Source organism: Streptomyces sp. NPDC048419 (genome assembly GCF_043200415.1).
GTDB lineage: Bacteria > Actinomycetota > Actinomycetes > Streptomycetales > Streptomycetaceae > Streptomyces.
Genome location: NZ_JBICXT010000004.1, coordinates 314,271 through 332,218, shown reverse-complemented (window position 1 = coordinate 332,218; position 17,948 = coordinate 314,271). Strand labels below are relative to the sequence as shown.

15 protein-coding genes and 1 pseudogene are annotated in these 17,948 nt (G+C 71.9%); 12 read left to right on the top strand and 4 right to left on the bottom strand.

The features are described 5' to 3' along the window. Nucleotides 1-106: 106 nt before the first annotated feature. Complete coding sequence (locus ACGFYN_RS11850) at nucleotides 107-1,003, bottom strand: ribonuclease BN (protein ID WP_393865632.1); 897 nt, start codon at nucleotides 1,001-1,003, stop codon at nucleotides 107-109. Nucleotides 1,004-1,158: 155 nt separating this feature from the next. Between ACGFYN_RS11850 and ACGFYN_RS11845 the strand changes: the two genes are divergently transcribed. The 10 genes from ACGFYN_RS11845 (at nucleotide 1,159) to ACGFYN_RS11800 (ending at nucleotide 10,314) form a co-directional block, all read left to right on the top strand. Beyond that, nucleotides 1,159-2,121 (top strand): SMP-30/gluconolactonase/LRE family protein, encoded by a 963-nt coding sequence (locus tag ACGFYN_RS11845; protein WP_393865631.1) that lies wholly within the window; start codon nucleotides 1,159-1,161, stop codon nucleotides 2,119-2,121. A gap of 171 nt (nucleotides 2,122-2,292) precedes the next feature. After that, the gene (gene crcB / locus ACGFYN_RS11840; protein ID WP_393865630.1) at nucleotides 2,293-2,754 is read left to right on the top strand and encodes a fluoride efflux transporter CrcB; all 462 of its coding nucleotides are present in this window, start codon (nucleotides 2,293-2,295) and stop codon (nucleotides 2,752-2,754) included. Then, the gene (locus ACGFYN_RS11835) at nucleotides 2,751-3,131 is read left to right on the top strand and encodes a DUF190 domain-containing protein (protein WP_393865629.1); all 381 of its coding nucleotides are present in this window, start codon (nucleotides 2,751-2,753) and stop codon (nucleotides 3,129-3,131) included. Before crcB (ACGFYN_RS11840) ends, ACGFYN_RS11835 begins: the two co-directional genes overlap by 4 nt. Then, entirely contained in the window at nucleotides 3,128-3,502 is a 375-nt protein-coding gene (gene crcB, locus ACGFYN_RS11830; protein WP_393865628.1) for a fluoride efflux transporter CrcB, read from the top strand. The genes ACGFYN_RS11835 and crcB (ACGFYN_RS11830) overlap by 4 nt, the downstream gene beginning before the upstream one ends. A gap of 84 nt (nucleotides 3,503-3,586) precedes the next feature. After that, complete coding sequence (locus ACGFYN_RS11825) at nucleotides 3,587-4,423, top strand: undecaprenyl-diphosphate phosphatase (protein ID WP_393865627.1); 837 nt, start codon at nucleotides 3,587-3,589, stop codon at nucleotides 4,421-4,423. Nucleotides 4,424-4,592: 169 nt separating this feature from the next. Then, nucleotides 4,593-5,270, top strand: coding sequence for a FadR/GntR family transcriptional regulator (locus ACGFYN_RS11820; protein WP_393865816.1), 678 nt, complete (start codon nucleotides 4,593-4,595; stop codon nucleotides 5,268-5,270). Next, entirely contained in the window at nucleotides 5,267-6,724 is a 1,458-nt protein-coding gene (locus ACGFYN_RS11815) for an amino acid permease (RefSeq protein ID WP_393865626.1), read from the top strand. The genes ACGFYN_RS11820 and ACGFYN_RS11815 overlap by 4 nt, the downstream gene beginning before the upstream one ends. A 31-nt stretch (nucleotides 6,725-6,755) precedes the next feature. Next, nucleotides 6,756-7,772 carry an asparaginase gene (locus ACGFYN_RS11810; RefSeq protein WP_393865625.1) on the top strand — a complete coding sequence of 339 codons (1,017 nt, stop codon included), beginning with the start codon at nucleotides 6,756-6,758 and terminating at the stop codon, nucleotides 7,770-7,772. Between the two features lie 121 nt (nucleotides 7,773-7,893). Next, on the top strand, nucleotides 7,894-9,306 hold the full coding sequence (gene aspA, locus ACGFYN_RS11805; RefSeq protein WP_393865624.1) for an aspartate ammonia-lyase: 1,413 nt from the start codon (nucleotides 7,894-7,896) through the stop codon (nucleotides 9,304-9,306). Nucleotides 9,307-9,375: 69 nt separating this feature from the next. Then, nucleotides 9,376-10,314, top strand: coding sequence for a glutaminase (locus tag ACGFYN_RS11800; protein ID WP_393865623.1), 939 nt, complete (start codon nucleotides 9,376-9,378; stop codon nucleotides 10,312-10,314). A 19-nt stretch (nucleotides 10,315-10,333) separates the two neighbouring features. Here the strand turns inward: ACGFYN_RS11800 and ACGFYN_RS11795 are convergent, their stop codons facing one another. Then, nucleotides 10,334-11,098 (bottom strand): alpha/beta fold hydrolase, encoded by a 765-nt coding sequence (locus ACGFYN_RS11795; RefSeq protein ID WP_393865815.1) that lies wholly within the window; start codon nucleotides 11,096-11,098, stop codon nucleotides 10,334-10,336. Nucleotides 11,099-11,293: 195 nt separating this feature from the next. Between ACGFYN_RS11795 and mptB the strand changes: the two genes are divergently transcribed. Further along, entirely contained in the window at nucleotides 11,294-12,688 is a 1,395-nt protein-coding gene (gene mptB, locus ACGFYN_RS11790; protein WP_393865622.1) for a polyprenol phosphomannose-dependent alpha 1,6 mannosyltransferase MptB, read from the top strand. Beyond that, nucleotides 12,685-14,040 carry a glycosyltransferase 87 family protein gene (locus tag ACGFYN_RS11785; RefSeq protein WP_393865621.1) on the top strand — a complete coding sequence of 452 codons (1,356 nt, stop codon included), beginning with the start codon at nucleotides 12,685-12,687 and terminating at the stop codon, nucleotides 14,038-14,040. Before mptB ends, ACGFYN_RS11785 begins: the two co-directional genes overlap by 4 nt. A gap of 98 nt (nucleotides 14,041-14,138) precedes the next feature. Here the strand turns inward: ACGFYN_RS11785 and ACGFYN_RS11780 are convergent. Together ACGFYN_RS11780 and ACGFYN_RS11775 are read right to left on the bottom strand one after the other, a co-directional pair. After that, a pseudogene (locus tag ACGFYN_RS11780) lies at nucleotides 14,139-14,864 on the bottom strand (D-alanyl-D-alanine carboxypeptidase family protein); the annotation flags it as partial. 223 nt (nucleotides 14,865-15,087) lie between these two features. Continuing rightward, nucleotides 15,088-17,865, bottom strand: a complete 2,778-nt coding sequence (locus tag ACGFYN_RS11775; RefSeq protein WP_393865620.1) for an ATP-binding protein — start codon at nucleotides 17,863-17,865, stop codon at nucleotides 15,088-15,090. Between the last annotated feature and the right edge of the window lie 83 nt (nucleotides 17,866-17,948).

Below are 17,948 nucleotides of genomic sequence, written 5' to 3'. Positions count from 1 at the left end.
TACGACAGCGGGGGTTGGTACGTTCCCGGTCAAGGCCGGTCGAACGCCCTGCGCGGCGGCCCGGAGTGCGGGACAGTGTGTACCCGTGACCGATGATCCCGCTCCGCTAGGTACGCATGGCCGTCGGGCCCGGGCCGCGGTCCGTCGGGCGCGGCTGCGCGTCACGGTCCGTCGGTGTCCGGCCCTCACCGCGGTCCGTCGGTTCCCGCGGCTTCCGCTCCGCAGGTTCCCCGGGGACGTCGACGTGTCCGAGCCACTCGCACACCAGCCGGCCCAGCAGCGCGCCGCCGTAGACGACGAAGCCGACGCCGACGAGCCAGGACTCCACCACCAGGACCGTGCCGACCGGGCCGTAGCTGATCGCGTTGGTGACCAGGAGCGGGGTGAAGACCAGATAGGAGAAGCCGCGCAGGCCGACCAGGCCGGCCATCGTCGCGATCGCGCCGGGCAGCAGATACCGCCAGGGCACCTGGCGGCTGAGCAGGAAGTGCGGTCCCCACCAGAAGAACAGCACGCCGACGCCCATGCTGAGCAGGATGCGGGGCGTGCCCTCCAGCACGTGGCGGGTCTGCACCTGGGCGTACAGGTAGGCCATGAGCATGGCCAGCCACACCACCTGTCGCCAGTTGCGGTGCCAGGGGACGGAGGCGGCCTTCCAGATCCGCTCGTAGCCGTTCTGCACGCTGGAGGCGAAGGAGATGCCGAACAGCGCGAGCAGGGCCATGCTCAACGCGCTGGTGGTGCTGATCACCTTGCGGGTCGGGCCGAAGACATGGGCGAGTGCGGCGGCGGACTTGCCGGACAGCGCCATGCCGTCCACCAGCCACAGCGCGAACCCGCCGTGCCCGAAGGGATCCGCCGCGGCGACCACGATCAGCAGCGGTGCCAGCGTGACCAGGGCGAGCGTCGCGAACCCCATCGACCGGTGCAGCAACTCCAGCTCGCTGCCCCGTCGGAGCAGCTCGGCGAGCCCCGGCCGGTGCCCCGCGGCCCACCGTGACATGAGGACCACCCCTTCCTCCGGCCCGGAGCCACCCGTGGTGGTGTGCTGAGTGGCCAGGAATGCCTCCAGGTAAACCTGAACGAGTGACGCGACACCCGGCGGCAACGCCTACCCATGCCAGCATGAACCGTCCCGACCTCGACAAGGAGGTTTTCATGGACCGTCCCAGTGAACTCGTCCCGCTCCGGTACGTGGCCATCGGCGGCCGCGGCCCCGAAGACGTCGTCGCGGACTCCCGCGGCCGTGTACTGACCGGTGTGGAGGACGGCCGCATCCTGCGCATCGACGGCCTGGCGGAACCCTCGGCCGCCCGCGTCGAGGTGCTCGCCGAGACCGGCGGCCGCCCCCTCGGTCTCGAACTCCTCGCGGACGACGCCCTGTTGGTGTGCGACGCCGAACTCGGACTGATGCGCGTCGACCTGCGCGAGGGCATCGTCCGCATCCTCGCCGACTCGGTGGCGGGGGAGAGGCTGCGGTTCTGCAGCAACGTGGTCGCCCTGTCCGACGGGAGCTTCTGCTTCACCGTCTCCAGCCAGGTCTACCCCCTGGACCAGTGGATCGGCGACATCGTCGAACACACCGGAACCGGCCGCCTGCTGCGCCTGGCCCCCGGCAGTGAGACCCCGGAAGTCCTGCTGGAGGGGCTGCAGTTCGCCAACGGCCTCGCGCTGAGCGCCGACGAGTCCTTCCTGGTCGTCGCCGAGACGGGCGCCTTCCGGCTCACCCGCTACTGGCTCACCGGCCCGAAGGCCGGTCAGAGCGAGCCCTTCGCCGAGGATCTCCCGGGCATGCCGGACAACATCTGGCGTGGCACACCGGACGGCCCGATCTGGGTGTCCCTGGCCGGCCCCCGCGTCCCCCCGCTCGACCTGCTCCACCGCGCCGCCCCCGCGGTCCGCAGCGCCGCGGCCCGGATCGCCGTCCGCGCCCCCTACCGCCCCACCGGCATGGCCGGGGTCCTCGCGGTCGACGACGGGGGCGGAATCGTCCACCATCTCGCCCGCCGCCGCTCCGGCTACCGCATGGTGACCAGCGTCTGCGAGGCGGCCGGCCATCTGATCCTGGGCAGCGTGTGGGAGCGGGGCATCGCGGTCTGCGAGCCACCGGTCCCGAAGTGACCCCGGCGCGACCCGGGCGTTACCCTGTTCCCCGGCCGCGAGCACCCCTCGCGGCGCGGCGGTGGGGCCCGCCGTACCCGAACCGCGGCAGTGGTGCCGCCAACGGTCCCTACTTGCGAAGAAACGGCGCCCGCATGCCCACGGGCCCAGGCGAGTAGGAGACGTACGACTATGACAGCCCCGGAGGCCGAGAGCATCCGCACCCGGACCCGCGCTCCGCGCCCGCCCGTCTGGCGGGGCCAGGCGCCCGTCATCGCGGTGGTGGCGCTCGGCGGAGCCCTCGGTGCGATCGCCCGCTACGCCTTCACCCTGTGGTGGCCCACCGCTCCCGGCGGATTCCCCTGGGCGACCTTCTGGACCAACGTCATCGGCTGCGCCGTGATCGGCGTGTTCATGGTGATCATCACCGACGTATGGGCCGCCCACCGCCTGGTGCGGCCGTTCTTCGGCACCGGCGTGCTCGGCGGCTTCACCACCTTCTCCACCTACGCCGTCGACATCCAGCGGCTCGTCGACCACGGCCACCCCCGCACCGGGCTGGCCTACCTCGCCGCGACCCTGCTCGCGGCCCTCACGGCGGTGTGGCTCGCGATGACCGCGGCCCGCCGCGTCCTGAAGTGGAGGCAGCCATGACGAGGCTGACCGGCAGCGCCCTGCGCGTGACCGTCTTCATCGGCGAGAACGACACCTGGCACCACAAGCCGCTCTACTCCGAGATCGTGCACCGCGCGCACGCAACCGGACTGGCCGGTGCCAGCGTCTTCCGCGGCATCGAGGGCTTCGGCGCCTCCTCGCTGATCCACACCTCCCGGCTGCTGTCCATGAGCGAGGACCTGCCGATCGCGATCGTCATCGTCGACACCGAGGAGCGCATCCGTGCCTTCCTCCCGCAGCTCGACGAACTCGTCGGCTCGGGTCTGGTCATCCTCGACGACTGCGAGGTCATCCGGTACGTCGGCCGCGAAGCCGGCCCCGACCGTGCGGAGACGAAGGGTAAGAAGTCGTTGTGAACTGGCTGTTGGTCGTCGGGGGAGCCGTCGTCGGCGCCCCGCTGCGCTACCTCACCGACCGCGCGGTGCAGGCCCGGCACGACTCGGTCTTCCCCTGGGGCACCTTCGTGGTGAACGTCTGCGGCTGCATGATCCTCGGCCTGCTGACCGGCGCGGTGTCCGCCGGGGCGGCCGGCCCCCGTCTCCAGCTGCTGATCGGCACCGGCCTGTGCGGGGCGCTGACGACGTACTCCACCTTCTCGTACGAGACCCTGCGGCTGACCGAGACAGGTGCGGGGCTCTACGCTGCCGCCAACGTCGCCGGGAGCCTGGTCGCGGGTCTCGGCGCGGCATTCGCCGGGGTGTCGATCGCCCAGGCCCTGTGGGGGTAGGCGGCCGGCCGTTCTCCCGCCCGTAGTAAGACTGTCCAGAACACTGTCGAACACTGTCGACCCAACTCCTCAGAACTGGATCACATGAGCGTCATTAGCGTCGGTCAGGCCGTCGTCCTCGGAGCCGTCGAGGGGGTGACCGAGTTCCTGCCGGTCTCCTCGACCGGGCATCTGAAGATCACCGAGGGGCTGATGAGCATCCCCGTGGACGACGACGCCGTCGTCGGGTTCTCCGCGGTCATCCAGGTCGGTGCGATCGCCGCCGTGCTCGTGTACTTCTTCAAGGACATCGTGCGGATCTGCGCCGCCTGGGGGCGTGGCATCGCCAACAAGGAGGAGCGCTACCACCACGACTACAAGTTCGCCTGGTGGGTCATCTACGCGACCATCCCGATCGTGATCGTGGGCCTGGCGGCCAAGCCGCTCATCGAGGGCCCGCTGGCCTCCTTGTGGGTGGTCGCGGCCTCGCTGATCGTCGGGTCGGGCGTGATGTGGGCGGCGGACCAGATGGGCCGGCACAAGCGCGGTGAGGACGACACCACCTTCAAGGACGCCATGCTGGTCGGCTCCTCGCAGATCCTGGCGCTGCTCTTCCCGGGCTTCTCGCGCTCCGGCGCGACGATGTCCACCGCGCTGATTTTGGACCTGGACCGCGTCGCCGCCACCCGTCTGTCGTTCTTCCTGGGCATCCCGGCCCTGACCGGCGCCGGACTGTACGAACTCAAGGACGCGCTGGGCGCGGGCGTGGGCGCCGCGCCGCTGATCGTCGGCACCCTGGTGTCCTTCGTCGTCGCCTACGCCTCCATCGCCTGGCTGCTGAGGTTCGTCGCCAAGCACTCCTTCAACGCCTTCGTGATCTACCGGCTCGTGGTCGGCGTGCTGCTGCTGGGCCTGCTGAGCACGGGCGCGATCAACAGCTGACGGCGCCGCTCGCTCGCCTTGGGGGCGTGAAGTCCGTTTTCGGACTTCACGCCCTTTGCATTTCGCCATTCGGATCGCTTGACAGTTGCGGCCCGGCACCCGCAGGATCGCTCTCGTGAACCTGTCAGACAGTCAGACAGCCAGTCAGGGCCCGCGACGCGTCAGCGCGATGGAAGCGGTGCTCGCGTACCTGCGTGCCGCCATCGAGCGCGGCGAGTACGAGGTGGGCGACAAGCTGCCCTCCGAGGCGGAGCTCTGCCGCACCCTCGAGGTCAGCCGGCCCGTGCTGCGCGAGGCCCTCAGGGCCCTGCAGACGATGGGCCTGACCGTCTCCAAGACGGGCAAGGGCACCTTCGTCGTCGCCAACGCGGTGGAGGACCCCACCTTCGGCGACTACGCGGCCAGCGATCTGATGGAGGTGCGCCGGCACGTCGAGATCCCGGTGGCGGGCTACGCGGCCGTGCGCCGCACCCCCGAGGACCTCGACCACCTGGTGCACCTGCTGGAGCGCATGGAGCGGGAGACCGACACCACCTCGTGGGTCGCCCTGGACACGCTGTTCCACCTGGCGGTCGCCCAGGCCTCCCAGAACCCGGTCTTCCGCCGGGTGATCGAGGAGATCCGGGACGCACTGGCGCGTCAGTCGGCCTTCCTCAACGAGTTGGGCGGACGCCGCGAGCAGTCCAACCGCGAGCACCGGGCGATCATCGAGGCGCTGACGGACGGTTCCGAACTCGACGCCGTGGAGGCCATGGCCCACCACCTCGACCGCGTCGAGACGACCCTCACCGACATCGTGCGCCGCGGGCGCACGGACAGCCCCACGGAAGGCGGACCCGAGGCGTGAGCGAGCAGCACCTCAAAGTCGAGACGCGCACCCCCGCCGCACATGTCGACGCCGGAGACGCCGGCTACAGCAAGTCCCTGAAGTCCCGGCACGTCAACATGATCGCCATCGGCGGCGCCATCGGCACCGGCCTGTTCCTCGGCGCCGGCGGACGGCTCGCCGACGCCGGCCCCTCCCTGTTCATCGCCTACGCGGTCTGCGGCCTGTTCGCCTTCCTGGTGGTGCGCGCCCTCGGCGAGCTGGTGCTCTACCGGCCCTCGTCCGGTGCCTTCGTCTCCTACGCCCGTGAGTTCCTGGGCGAGAAGGGCGCGTACACCGCGGGCTGGATGTACTTCCTCAACTGGGCCACCACCGGCATCGCCGACATCACCGCCGTGGCCACGTACACCCACTACTGGGGCATGTTCTCGGACATCCCTCAATGGTTGATCGCATTGATCGCCCTGGCCGTCGTCCTCACCGTCAACCTGATCTCGGTCAAGATCTTCGGCGAGATGGAGTTCTGGTTCGCCATCGTCAAGGTCAGCGCCCTGGTGATCTTCATGTGCATCGGCATCTTCCTGCTGGTCACCCAGCACCCCGTCGACGGCACCGACCCCGGCCCGGCCCTGATCACCGGCCACGGCGGCGTCTTCCCCAACGGCCTGTTGCCGATGCTCCTGATCATCCAGGGCGTCGTCTTCGCCTACGCCTCCGTCGAACTGGTCGGCGTCGCGGCCGGCGAGACCCAGAACCCCGAGAAGATCATGCCGAAGGCGATCAACTCGATCATGTGGCGCGTGGGAATCTTCTACGTCGGCTCGGTGCTCCTGCTGTCGATGCTGCTGCCCTGGAACAAGTACAGCGCCGCCGAGAGCCCCTTCGTGACCGTGCTGTCCCATGTCGGCATCCCCGCGGCCGGCGGCGTGATGAACCTCGTCGTCCTCACCGCGGCCATGTCCTCGCTCAACTCCGGCCTGTACTCCACCGGCCGCATCCTGCGCTCCATGGCGATGTCCGGCTCCGCCCCCAAGTTCACCTCGGTGATGAGCCGCAGCCAGGTCCCGTACGGCGGAATCCTGCTGACCAGCGGTATCTGTGTGCTGGGCGTCGGCCTCAACTTCGTGGTCCCCGCCGACGCGTTCGAGATCGTCCTGAACTTCGCGGCGATCGGCATCCTCTCCACCTGGGGCATGATCATGATCTGTCACCTCCTCTTCTGGCAGAAGACCCGGAAGGGCGAGCTGACCCGCCCGGGCTACCGGCTCCCGGGCTCTCCCTGGACCGAACTCGTGACGCTGGCGTTCCTCGCCTCCGTCCTGGTCCTCATGTACGCCGACGGAGGCGCCGGCCGCACCACCGTGCTGTGCCTGCCGCTGATCGTCGGAGCGCTGGTCGGCGGCTGGTTCGGCATCCGCCGCCGTGGCGCACGACCGACCACCGACAACCGACCCACGACCGGAGCCGGCGCGTAACCCTCGCGCCGCTCCTCGACAAGAGGCAGTGATGTTCAGCAGCACCGTCGCGGACGCACCCCTGATCCGCGAGCCCCTCCACGCCCCCGTCGCCCACCTGATACGCGACGGGGTCGTCGAGGGCCTCCACCACGGCTCCGTCGTCGTCCTCGACGCCGACGGCACGGTCCAGCTCCAGATCGGAGACATAGAGGCCGCCTTCTACCCCCGCTCGGCCCTCAAGCCCGTCCAGGCCGTCGCCATGGTGCGGGCCGGGCTCCCGCTCGACGGGGAGCTCCTCTCCCTCGCCGCGGCCAGCCACTCGGGCGAGGAACGCCACCTCGCCGGGACCCGGCGCATCCTCGAGCTCGCCGGGCTCACCGAGGACCATCTGCGCAACGTGCCGGACATGCCGTTCGACCCGGCCGTCCGCGACACCTGGGTGCGGGAGGGGCGTACGGCGTCCCGGCTCGCCCAGAACTGCTCCGGCAAGCACGCGGCGATGCTGTACACCTGCTCGCTCAACGGCTGGTCGCTCGACGACTACCTCGACCCCGAGCACCCCCTGCAGCAGGCGATCGCCGAGATCGCCGAGGACCTCACCGGGCAGCGCATCGCGCGGGTGACGGTCGACGGGTGCGGGGCGCCGCTGTTCTCCGTGTCGCTGCACGGGCTCGCGCGTGCGGCCGCCCGCATCACCACCGCGGTGGCCGGTACGCCCGAGGCGCGCGTCGCCGACGCCATGCGTGACCACGCGGAGATGGCGTCCGGCGCGGGCCGTGACGTGGCCGAGCTGATGCACGCCGTGCCGGGGCTGCTGGCGAAGGACGGCTTCGAAGGCGTCCAGGTCGCCGCGCTGCCCGACGGGCGGGCCGTCGCCGTGAAGATCGCGGACGGTGCGAGCCGGGCGCGGATTCCCGTTGCCGCGGCGGCGCTCGCTCGCGCGGGCGTGTCCGCGGCGCTGCTCGTGCCGTTCGCGGGGGAGGCGTTGCTCGGCGGTGGGGAGCCGGTGGGGTGCGTACGTGCGGTGCGTGCTCTGGACCCGGTGCCGCTGAGTGCCTGCGCCTAGTTTTTCCGCGTTTCGACGGGGGACTGCGGGCCGCCTTCGGCCAGCCGGCCGTGTGTGGCTGGTCGCGCAGTTACCCGCGCCCCCAAAAAAGAACCACCTCAGGAAGAGGACCCTCAGCCTCATGACCACCGTCGCCGTTCGCAGCGAGCACGATCTTCTCGGTGACCGGGACGTTCCCGCCGACGCGTACTGGGGCGTGCACACGCTGCGCGCCACGGAGAACTTTCCCATCACCGGTACGCCGATCTCCGCCTATCCGCATCTGATCGACGCCCTCGCCGCCGTCAAGGAGGCCGCCGCGCTCGCCAACGAGGAGCTCGGACTGCTGGAACCGAAGAAGGCGGCCGCGATCGTCGAGGCCTGTCGGGAGATCCGGGACGGCAAGCTGCACGACCAGTTCGTGGTCGACGTCGTCCAGGGCGGCGCCGGTACGTCGACCAACATGAACGCCAACGAGGTCGTGGCCAACCGGGCGTTGGAGCTGCTGGGGTTCGAGAAGGGGCAGTACCAGTACCTGCACCCCAACGAGGACGTCAACCTGTGCCAGTCAACCAATGATGTCTACCCCACCGCCGTCAAGGTGGCGACGGTGTTCGCGGTACGTGGACTGCTCACGGCGATGTCTGTATTGCAGGACGCCTTCGCGGGCAAGGCCGTCGAGTTCCGCGATGTGCTCAAGATGGGCCGTACACAGTTGCAGGACGCGGTGCCCATGACGCTCGGTCAAGAGTTCTCCGCGTATGCCGTCATGATTGACGAGGACCGCAACCGTCTTGACGAGGCCGTCCAGTTGATCCATGAGATCAACCTCGGCGCCACGGCCATCGGCACCGGACTCAACGCCCCCGCCGGCTACGCCGAGGCGGCCCGCCGCCACCTCGCCGACATCACCGGGCTGCCGCTGGTCACCGCCGCCAACCTGGTCGAGGCCACCCAGGACTGCGGTGCGTTCGTCCAGATGTCGGGCGTGCTGAAGCGGATCGCCGTCAAGCTCTCCAAGAGCTGCAACGACCTGCGGCTGCTCTCGTCGGGGCCGCGTGCGGGGCTCGGCGAGATCAACCTGCCGCCGGTGCAGGCCGGTTCGAGCATCATGCCCGGCAAGGTCAACCCGGTGATCCCCGAGGTCGTCAACCAGGTCGCCTTCGAGGTGATCGGCAACGACGTCACCATCACGATGGCCGCGGAGGCCGGACAGCTCCAGCTGAACGCCTTCGAGCCGATCATCCTGCACTCCCTGTCGGAGTCCATCACCCACCTGCGGGCCGCCTGCCTCACCCTCGCCGAGCGCTGCGTGTCCGGCATCACCGCCAACACCGAGGCGCTGCGCGCGAGTGTGGAAAGCTCCATCGGCCTGGTCACGGCCCTCAACCCGTACATCGGCTACACGGCCGCGACCGACATCGCCAAGGAGGCCCTCGCCACCGGCCGGGGAGTGGCCGAACTCGTCCTGGAGAAGGGCCTGTTGCCCGCCGAGAAGCTCGCCGGCCTGCTGCGGCCCGAGATCCTCGCGGGTACCGGATCGCCGCTCGCCTGACCTCCTGCCCGCCTCGTCCGGCCGCCCGGCCGGACCGCGAGGACGCGCCGGGACCGGAGCGGCGGCACAATGGTGATCATGACAGCGACGTCGTCCCACAGCTTCGAACCGGTCCTGGCGCGTATCGCCGAGGAGATCGGCCGGACGCCCGGGCGCGGCCGGCCCGCCGACTACATCCCGGCGCTCGCGGCCTGCGACCCGCGCAGTTTCGGCATGGCCGTCGCGGAGCTGGACGGCACGGTGTACGGCGTCGGGGACTGGCGCGAGCCGTTCTCGACGCAGTCCATCACCAAGGTCTTCACCCTCGCCCTCGACCTGGCCCGCGAGGGCGACCAGCTCTGGGAGCACGTGGGCCGCGAGCCCTCCGGCAACCCCTTCAACTCCCTGATCCAGCTGGAGTACGAGAACGGCATCCCGCGCAACCCGTTCATCAACGCGGGCGCTCTCGTCGTCACCGACCGACTGCAGACCCGTACCGGAGACGCCTCGGGTGAGCTGCTGGGCTTCCTGCGCGCCGAGAGCGGCAACCCGGCCCTGGACTTCGACAAGGAAGTCGCCGCCTCCGAGACCGCGCACGGCGACCGCAACGCCGCCCTGGCCCACTTCATGGCGTCGTACGGCAACATCGACAATCCGGTGCCGGTGCTGCTGGACCAGTACTTCCGCCAGTGCTCCGTCACGGCGTCCTGCGCCGACCTCGCCCTGGCCACCGGCTTCCTGGCCCGCCACGGCATACGCGCCGACGGCACCCGGCTGCTCACCCAGAGCCAGGCCAAGCAGGTCAACGCCGTGCTGCTGACCTGCGGGACGTACGACGCGGCCGGCGACTTCGCCTACCGCGTCGGGCTGCCCGGCAAGAGCGGTGTCGGCGGCGGCATCATCGCGGTCGTGCCCGGACGCTGCACGCTGTGCGTGTGGAGCCCCGCCCTCGACGAGCGCGGCAACTCGGTGGCGGGCGTCGCCGCACTGGACCGCTTCACGACTCTGACCGGCCTGTCGGTGTTCTGACCCGTCACCGCTCCGGGCTTCAGCCCAGGAACTCCGTCAGCAGCGGCAGCAGCACCGACGTGCGCTGCATCAGCGCCACATGGGTGGTGGCCGGCAGGACCGCGAGCCGCGCGTCGGGGACCAGTTCCTGCATCTCCGCCGCGTGCTCGACCCGTACGAAGTCGGTGTCGCCGACGACCAGGAGCGTGGGCGCGGTCAGCCCGCGCAGGTCGTCGGCGGTCCACTCCAGCGGGGCGTGGGCCGCGCCGGTGACCTTGCCGAGGAAGTCCTGGAAGTGCTCGGGATGCGGTGCTACGGCCGCGTAGGCGTCGGCCCACTCCTGGAAGTCCTCCTGGCCGGGCAGCCGCGGGGAGGTGTAGTCGGGGGCGCGGACCTCGTCGTGGTAGCCGTCCTGCCGGTACTGCGTGGAGGCGAGCACCAGCCGCCCGACGCGCTCGGGATGCCGTACCGCGATCTCCAGTGCGGTCAGTCCGCCGAGGCTGAAGCCGATGAAGTCGGCCTCCCGGATGCCGAGTTCGTCGAGCAGCTTCACCACGTCGGAGGCGAAGTTCGCCACCGACATCTCGCGCTCGGTGTCGGCCGTGTGACCGTGCCCCTGCAGCTCGGGCGCCACGACACGGCGGCCCTCGGCGAGTGCGGGCAGCACCGCCGCGAAGGAGAGGCCGACGGTGTGGACCCCTCCGTGCAGCAGTACCAGCGGGCGCTGCTCGCCGTCCTCGGCGCCGTGGGTCTCGTAGTACATCTCCAGGCCGTTGACCTTGGCGTAGGCGGAGCCGTTCGGCATGGTCGTCACGTCCGTTCCGTGGTGGTCGGGGTGCGGGGCGCAAGCAAGGTGGATACGCAGGGGAGACCGGCCGGTCACGGGAAAATCATCGCTGCGGCGGCGGAATCACACGCCGGTCACACGCAGGCCCCCACCCGGCAGGCGGCGCGTCAGGTTCCGGCCATCCGGCGTTGACACGCTTTCCGAGTGTTGGCCATGGCTTTTCCCGTCGATCTCCGCCGCTGCCAGGTGCTGGGCCTGGCCGGCACCGCCTTCCTCGCGCTGGGCGGTGAGACGGCCGGCGCCCTGCCCGTACGGGATCTCCTGGCCCCGGCCAACGTCCACGCCGCACTGGGCCTGGTCGGCGCGTACTTCGGCCTGGTGCTGCTGATAGCGGCCTGGGTGCTGCTCGGGCGGCTGGTGCGCGGTCCCGAGCCGCCCACCTCGCGCGACCTGCTGCTCGTGCTCGCCGTCTGGACGGCCCCGCTGCTGCTCGCCCCGCCGCTGTTCAGCCGCGACGTCTACAGCTACCTCGCCCAGGGCGCCATGGTCGACGCCCACATGGACGTCTACGCCCACGGACCCGCCCAGCTCGGCGGCCCGCTCGCCGACGAGGTGGCCCCGCTGTGGCAGCACACCGGCGCCCCGTACGGCCCGGTGTTCCTCGCCGTCGCCTCCGGACTGTCCGGCCTGACCCGCGGCGAGATCCCGGCCGGCCTCTTCGGGATGCGGGTGGTCGCCCTGCTCGGCGTGGCGCTGATGGCCGCCGCGCTGCCGCGCCTGGCCCGGCACAGCGGTGCCGACCCGGCCGCCGCGCTCTGGCTCGGCGCCCTCAACCCGCTGGTCCTGCTCCACCTGGTCGCGGGCGCCCACAACGACGCGATCATGCTCGGCCTGCTCGGCGTCGGCCTGGTCGCCGCCCTCGGCCGGTGGCCCGTCCTGGGCGCCGTCCTCGTCACGCTCGCCGCGCTGGTGAAGGCGCCCGCCGTGCTCGGACTCGCCGCGGTCGTCGTCCTCCAGGTGCGGGCCGGGAGGCACCCGGCCAGGGCGGTCTGCACGACGGTCCTCGCAGCCGCCGCCACAACGGTCGCCGCGACCGCCGTCGCCGGCACGGGATACGGCTGGATCGGCGCCCTCGACACCCCCGTCTCCCCGCACAACTGGGCGCTCTCCAGCCTCCTCGGCCGCGCCACCGGCGCCGTGCTGGCGCGCTTCGGCAGCGACCTGGCACCCATGGCCCTGCCGGCCTGGCACCTGCTCGGCCTCGCGATCACCGCGATCGTCGTGGCGGCCATATGGTGGCGGCTGCGCCCCCGTCCGGTCTACGCGCTCGGGCTCAGCCTCGCCGCAGTGGCCGCGTTCGGCCCGGCGATCCGCCCCTGGTACGCCCTGTGGGGCCTGTTCCTCATCGCCGCCGCGGCACCCACCACTTCGGTACGGCAGCGGGTGGCGTCCGTGACGGGTGTGCTCGCGCTCGCCACGCTCCCCAGCGGAGGCCCGGTCGACAGCGGGCAGTTGATGCTGGCGGTCTCCGGCGGCGCGCTCGCCGTCGTCGTCCTGTGGCAGGCCCATCAGGCGGCGCAGGCACCCGCCCTGGAAAGGACGGCATGAACCCGCCCCACACCGACCGAGGCCGACTGCTCCTGGCCCTCGCCCTCGCCGCAGCCGTCACCGCCTTCACCGCGACGGTCCCGCTGCTGCGCGACTGGTTCGACCTGCGCGTCTACTACGGCGCGGTCAACACCTGGATCCACCACGACGGCCGACTCTACGACTACCAGGTGCCGGGGACGGCGTACGGCTTCACCTACCCGCCGTTCGCGGCCGTCAGCATGCTGCCGATGACCCTCGTCGGACTGCGCACGGCGATCGTGGGCTCCGTGCTGGTCAACCTCTCGGCCCTGGCGCTGATCCTGCACATCCTCACCGACGGGACATGGCGGCGCCACGGCTGGTTCGGCTGCGCCCTGGGCGCCTGTCTGCTCGCCCTGTTCGAACCCCTCCGCGACACCTTCAGCTTCGGGCAGGTCAACCTCCTGCTGCTGGCGCTGGTGCTCACCGACGCGTGGCTGCTGTCCTTGGGCCGGGAGCGCTGGGCGGGCGTCGGCATCGGACTGGCGGCCGCGATCAAGCTGACGCCCGCGGTCTTCATCGGGCTGCTGCTGCTCGCCCGCCGATGGCGGGCCGCCGCCGTCGCGGGCGCGGTCACCGTCGCCGCGACCGCGTTCGCCGCCCTGGTGGCCCCGGACGCCTCGCGCTTCTACTGGACCCAGGCCCTGTGGGACACGAGCCGGGTGGGCCGCCTCGACTACGTCTCCAACCAGTCGCTGCAAGGCATCCTGGCCCGGCTCGGGGACACCCACCGCACGGGCTGGGCCGCGGCGGTCCTCGTGGTCCTCGGCGTCTGGGTGTGGCGCACCCGCCGCGCCCTCGCCGCCGACGACTGGCCGGCCGCGTTCGCCCTGACCGGCGCGACGGCCTGTCTCGTCAGCCCCATCACCTGGGTGCACCACCTGGTGTGGCTGCTGCCGGCCTTCGCCGTACTGGTGCGTACCGGGCACCCGCGCGTGGCGGGCGCCCTGTACGCCGTGCTGTGCACCAGCGTGGTGTGGCTGTGGTTCCACGACGCGTCCGGCGTCGACGGCTTCCTCGGCAGCAACACCTACACCTGGATCACGCTGGGCCTGCTGCTGTGGCTGCCGGCCGGTCAACTCCGCGCCGACAGCCTGCCCTTGCGGCGCAGCAGCAGCACCACGGCCCCCGCGCCGAGCAGGGCGGCACCCGAGATGATGCCCGCCGCCGGCCACCCCGGCCCGCCGTCCGGGGCGACGGCCACGGGCGTGGGGCGCGGTGCCGCGACGGGGGTGGCGTGCGGCCCCGGCCTCGGCTTGAACCGCAGCGCGTCCAGCGAACCCACCGGCTCGACCCTTCCGGCGGCCCCGAACCCCCAGTCGAGCAGCTGACGCGCCTCCTCGTAGACGGCGAACCCGCCGCCCTCCTGGGGGTTCATCACGGTGACCACGAGCGTGCGCCCGTCCCGGCGGGCCGCCGCGACGAGCGTGTTGCCCGCGTTGCTGGTGTAGCCGTTCTTGACGCCGATCAGCCCCGGGTAGGGCTGCACGCCGTCCGCGCCGGTCAGCAGCCGGTTGGTGTTCCGGATGCCGTACGACCATCCGCCGCCGCCCGGGAACATCGCCTCGGCCGTGCCGCAGTACCGCGCGAAGTCCGCGTTGCGCAGCCCCTCCCGGCCGAACACCGCCAGGTCGTACGCCGAGGAGACCTGGCCCGGCATGTCGTAGCCGTCGGGTGAGCGCACGTGGGTGTCGAGGGCCCCCAGAGTGTGGGCCTTGGCCTGCATCTGCTGCGCCGTCCGGTGCCAGCCGCCGTTCATCGAGGCCAGCACGTCCACGGCGTCGTTGCCGGAGTTGAGGAAGACCCCGCGCCACAGGTCGGAGACCTGGTAGGTGTGCCCCTCGGCGACCCCGACCATGCTGCTGCCCGGCCCGATGTCCGACATCTCCTGCTGGCTGACGGTGTGCTGGAGGTCTCCCGGCAGCGTCGGCAGCACGGTCAGGGCGAACAGGGTCTTCAGCGTGCTGGCGGGCGGGAGCCGGCGGTGGGCGTCGTGCGCGGCCAGCACCTCGCCGGTGCGGGCGTCGGCCACCAGCCAGGACAGCGCGGAGACGTCCGGCAGCCCCGGCGCCGCGCGATGCGGCCGGACCTGGGTGCCCTCGCGATACAGGTACGACGACTGCGGCACGGCCGCACGCGGCGGTGCGGGCGGCATGGGCTCAGCACCGGCCGCGGCCGCGACGGGCGTGAACGACATGACCGCCGCGGCGCAGACCGCGCAGGTGGTGACGGCCGCCCGGGAAGGGAAATCGGTGATCATATGATCAACGTAGGAATGGACCGGGCCTACGGGACGGTGACCGGGCCCGGAGACGGTGCGCTAGCACCCGGATGCCGCAGTGCGGAGCTGTCCGTGACGCCTCGTGCCCAAGGGGCCGTCAGGCGGCCGGTCCGCCGGGCAGCACGCGGTCGAGCTGACTGCGCGAGGTGACGCCGAGCTTGGTGAAGACCTTGCGCAGGTGGTACTGGACGGTGCGGGCGCTGATGAACAGGCGGGTGCCGATCTCGGGGTTCGACAGGCCGTCGCGCGCCAGGCGGGCGATCTGCGCCTCCTGGGCGGTCAGTTCCGCGTCCCTTGCCGGGGCGCTGCGCCGGTGGGCCGTTCCGCCGGCGGCCCGCAGTTCGCGGGCGGCACGGTCGGCGAACGCCGCCGCGCCCATCTGCTCCAACATGCCGTGTGCGGTGCGCAGTTGCTCGCGTGCCTCGCCGGGGCGCCGTTCCCGGCGCAGCCACTCCCCGTGGAGCAGATGGGCCCGGGCGAGTTCGACGCGCATCCGCGTCTTGGCGAGGCGGGCGATCGCCTCGCGGTACAGCCGTTCGGCCGCCTCGCCCTCGCTCAGCAGGGCGCGCGTGCGTGCCTCGACCCCCAGCACCCAGTCGGTGCCGGCCGCGGAGGCCATCTCGGTGAGGCGGTCGCGGGCCGCGGCGGCCGCCCCGGTCGCACCGCAGCGCACGGCTGCCTCCGTCAGCTCGGCCAAGATCCAGCTCAGCGCGGCCGGATCGGCGTCGTACGTGGTCGCCCGCAGTCCCGCGGCCATGGCCTCGTCGTAGCGACCGAGACCGTTGCCGAGCACGGCGCTCGCCCCCTCGGCGAAGATGACCCCGATGCCCTCGCCGCGCCCGGCCGCGTCCTGAAGGGTCGCGTCGATCACTGCGGACGCCGCTGTCTCGTCGCCGCGCAACGCGGCCAGAGCCATGGCGCCGTAGGACGCGAGTCCGATTCCGGTCGCCTCCTTGACCGCCTGTACCTCCTCGGTCAGCGACGCCGCCGAGGTCAGGTCGCCGGCGAACAGCAGGACATGGGTGCGGGAGGTCAGGGCCAGCGGAAGCACGTCGAGCGCGCCGCTGTCGCGGGCGAGGCGGATGTACCGGGCCGAGAGTGCCTCCCACTGCTCGCCGTCCCAGATCCGGATGGCCGTGATGTTCGCCAGCCACATCCAGCGCATTTCCTCCTCGGCGGACATCCCGGCCCCGAAGGCGGCCAGGGCCCGGCGCAGGACCGGGACGCCCGCTGCATACCCCGCGTGCAGACCCGCCGCCGTGCCGTCCAGCAGGAGATCGGGAGCGCGTGGGGCGTGCGTTGCAGGAGGTGCGGAGACCGCCGCGCGGGCCGCCTGCAGCACATGGCCGCCGGGACTCGCCAGACGCGCGGCGAAGATCGCGGCGGAGACCGCGTCCAGGTAGGTCGCGCGCGACAGGTCGGCGTCGACGGGCGCGAGCTGCCGGGCCGCTTTCAGCAGCAGTGTCGGTGCCTCGCCGCCGCGCTTGGTACTGAACGCGAGCTGCGCGCGCATCGTGTCGAGGCCCGCCCGTCGGACGTCGGTGAGCGGCCCGGACTCGGCCATGTCCAGGAGATCCCGAGCCACGTCGAAGTGGCCCGTATGGAGGGCGGCCTGCGCGGCCTCCAGAGCGCGTCCGGCCCGCCGCGCCGGGTCCAGGGTGAGCAGGGCCGCCTGTTCGAGGAAGGCGGCCGACGCGGCCATGCCGCCGCGGGCCCGGGCCCGGCCCGCCGAGTGTTCGAGTTCGGCGGCGACGTCCTCGTCCGGCCCCGGGGCGGCCTGTGCGCGGTGCCAGGCACGCCGGTCGGGATCGAGTGCCGGGTCGGTGGCCTCGGCCAGGGCCCGGTGCGCTTCCTGCCGGTCCCGGGCGGACGCCGACCGGTAGGACACCGAACGGGCCAGCGGATGCCGGAACCGCACCCGGGCGCCGAATTCGGCGAGTCCGGCCTCGGTCACGGACACCGCGGCCTCGCCGCCGATCCCGAGCCGGCCGGCCGCCCGCCACACCAGCGCCGGATCGCCGGACGGGTCGGCCGCCGCGACCAGCAGCAGGGCCCGGGAGTGCTGCGGCAGGGCGGCAACCCGCCGCAGGAAGTTCTCCTCCATGTCGCCCGTGAGCGCCACGGCGCCCGGAAGACCGAAACCGCCGGCCAGGTCGGCAGGCGCCCGGCCCCGAGCCAGTTCCAGCAGGGCCAGCGGGCTGCCCCGCGCCTCGAGGATGATCTGGTCTCGCACCCGCGTATCGATGGGCCCGTTCAACACCGCCTGCAGCAGCGCCTGCGCGTCGGGCTCCCGTAGCCCTTCGACCACCAGCTCCGGCACCCCGGTGAGGTCGCCGTGCCCGGGGCGAGTGGCGAAAACGAGGCCGATCGACTCCGCGCCCAGGCGGCGCGCGACGAACGCGAGGACCTGCGCCGAGGCACGGTCGAGCCACTGCTGGTCGTCGACCAGGCAGATCAGTGGCTGTTCCTCGGCGACCTCGGAGAGCAGGCCGAGGACGGCCAGACCGACCAGGAACAGGTCCGGCGCCGGTCCTTCGCGCAGACCGAAAGCGGTCCCGAGCGCATCGCGCTGGGGCGCCGGGAGGTGGTCGAGCGGGGCCAGCAAGGGAGCGCACAGCTGGTGCAGCCCGGCGTAGGCGAGTTCCATCTCCGACTGGACACCCGTCGCACGCGCCACCCGGCAGCCCAGCGCCTGCACGGCCAAGTACTCCAGCAGCGCGGTCTTGCCCACGCCCGCTTCGCCGCGCAGGGACAGGGCCCGGCTCTCACCGGCGCGAACCGCCCCGACCAACCGGTCCAGCGCCCCGCACTCGACACGGCGTCCCGTCAGCTCCGCCGCGCGTCTCCAGGCCGGAAGATCCGCGGGCACATGCACGGCACCACGCTACCCGCCCGGCACACCGGCCGCGACGGCCGGCCAGTGGCGGATGCGGCCGCCGTATCCGCGGTCGGAGCATG

Excerpts from the sequence above, each read along its gene's own strand:
- ACGFYN_RS11850 (WP_393865632.1), bottom strand. The coding sequence starts at position 1,003 with ATGTCACGGTGGGCCGCGGGGCACCGGCCGGGGCTCGCCGAGCTGCTC.
- ACGFYN_RS11845 (WP_393865631.1), top strand. The coding sequence starts at position 1,159 with ATGGACCGTCCCAGTGAACTCGTCCCGCTCCGGTACGTGGCCATCGGC.
- crcB (WP_393865630.1), top strand. The coding sequence starts at position 2,293 with ATGACAGCCCCGGAGGCCGAGAGCATCCGCACCCGGACCCGCGCTCCG.
- ACGFYN_RS11835 (WP_393865629.1), top strand. The coding sequence starts at position 2,751 with ATGACGAGGCTGACCGGCAGCGCCCTGCGCGTGACCGTCTTCATCGGC.
- ACGFYN_RS11825 (WP_393865627.1), top strand. The coding sequence starts at position 3,587 with ATGAGCGTCATTAGCGTCGGTCAGGCCGTCGTCCTCGGAGCCGTCGAG.
- ACGFYN_RS11820 (WP_393865816.1), top strand. The coding sequence starts at position 4,593 with ATGGAAGCGGTGCTCGCGTACCTGCGTGCCGCCATCGAGCGCGGCGAG.
- ACGFYN_RS11810 (WP_393865625.1), top strand. The coding sequence starts at position 6,756 with ATGTTCAGCAGCACCGTCGCGGACGCACCCCTGATCCGCGAGCCCCTC.
- aspA (WP_393865624.1), top strand. The coding sequence starts at position 7,894 with ATGACCACCGTCGCCGTTCGCAGCGAGCACGATCTTCTCGGTGACCGG.
- ACGFYN_RS11800 (WP_393865623.1), top strand. The coding sequence starts at position 9,376 with ATGGTGATCATGACAGCGACGTCGTCCCACAGCTTCGAACCGGTCCTG.
- ACGFYN_RS11795 (WP_393865815.1), bottom strand. The coding sequence starts at position 11,098 with ATGCCGAACGGCTCCGCCTACGCCAAGGTCAACGGCCTGGAGATGTAC.
- mptB (WP_393865622.1), top strand. The coding sequence starts at position 11,294 with ATGGCTTTTCCCGTCGATCTCCGCCGCTGCCAGGTGCTGGGCCTGGCC.
- ACGFYN_RS11785 (WP_393865621.1), top strand. The coding sequence starts at position 12,685 with ATGAACCCGCCCCACACCGACCGAGGCCGACTGCTCCTGGCCCTCGCC.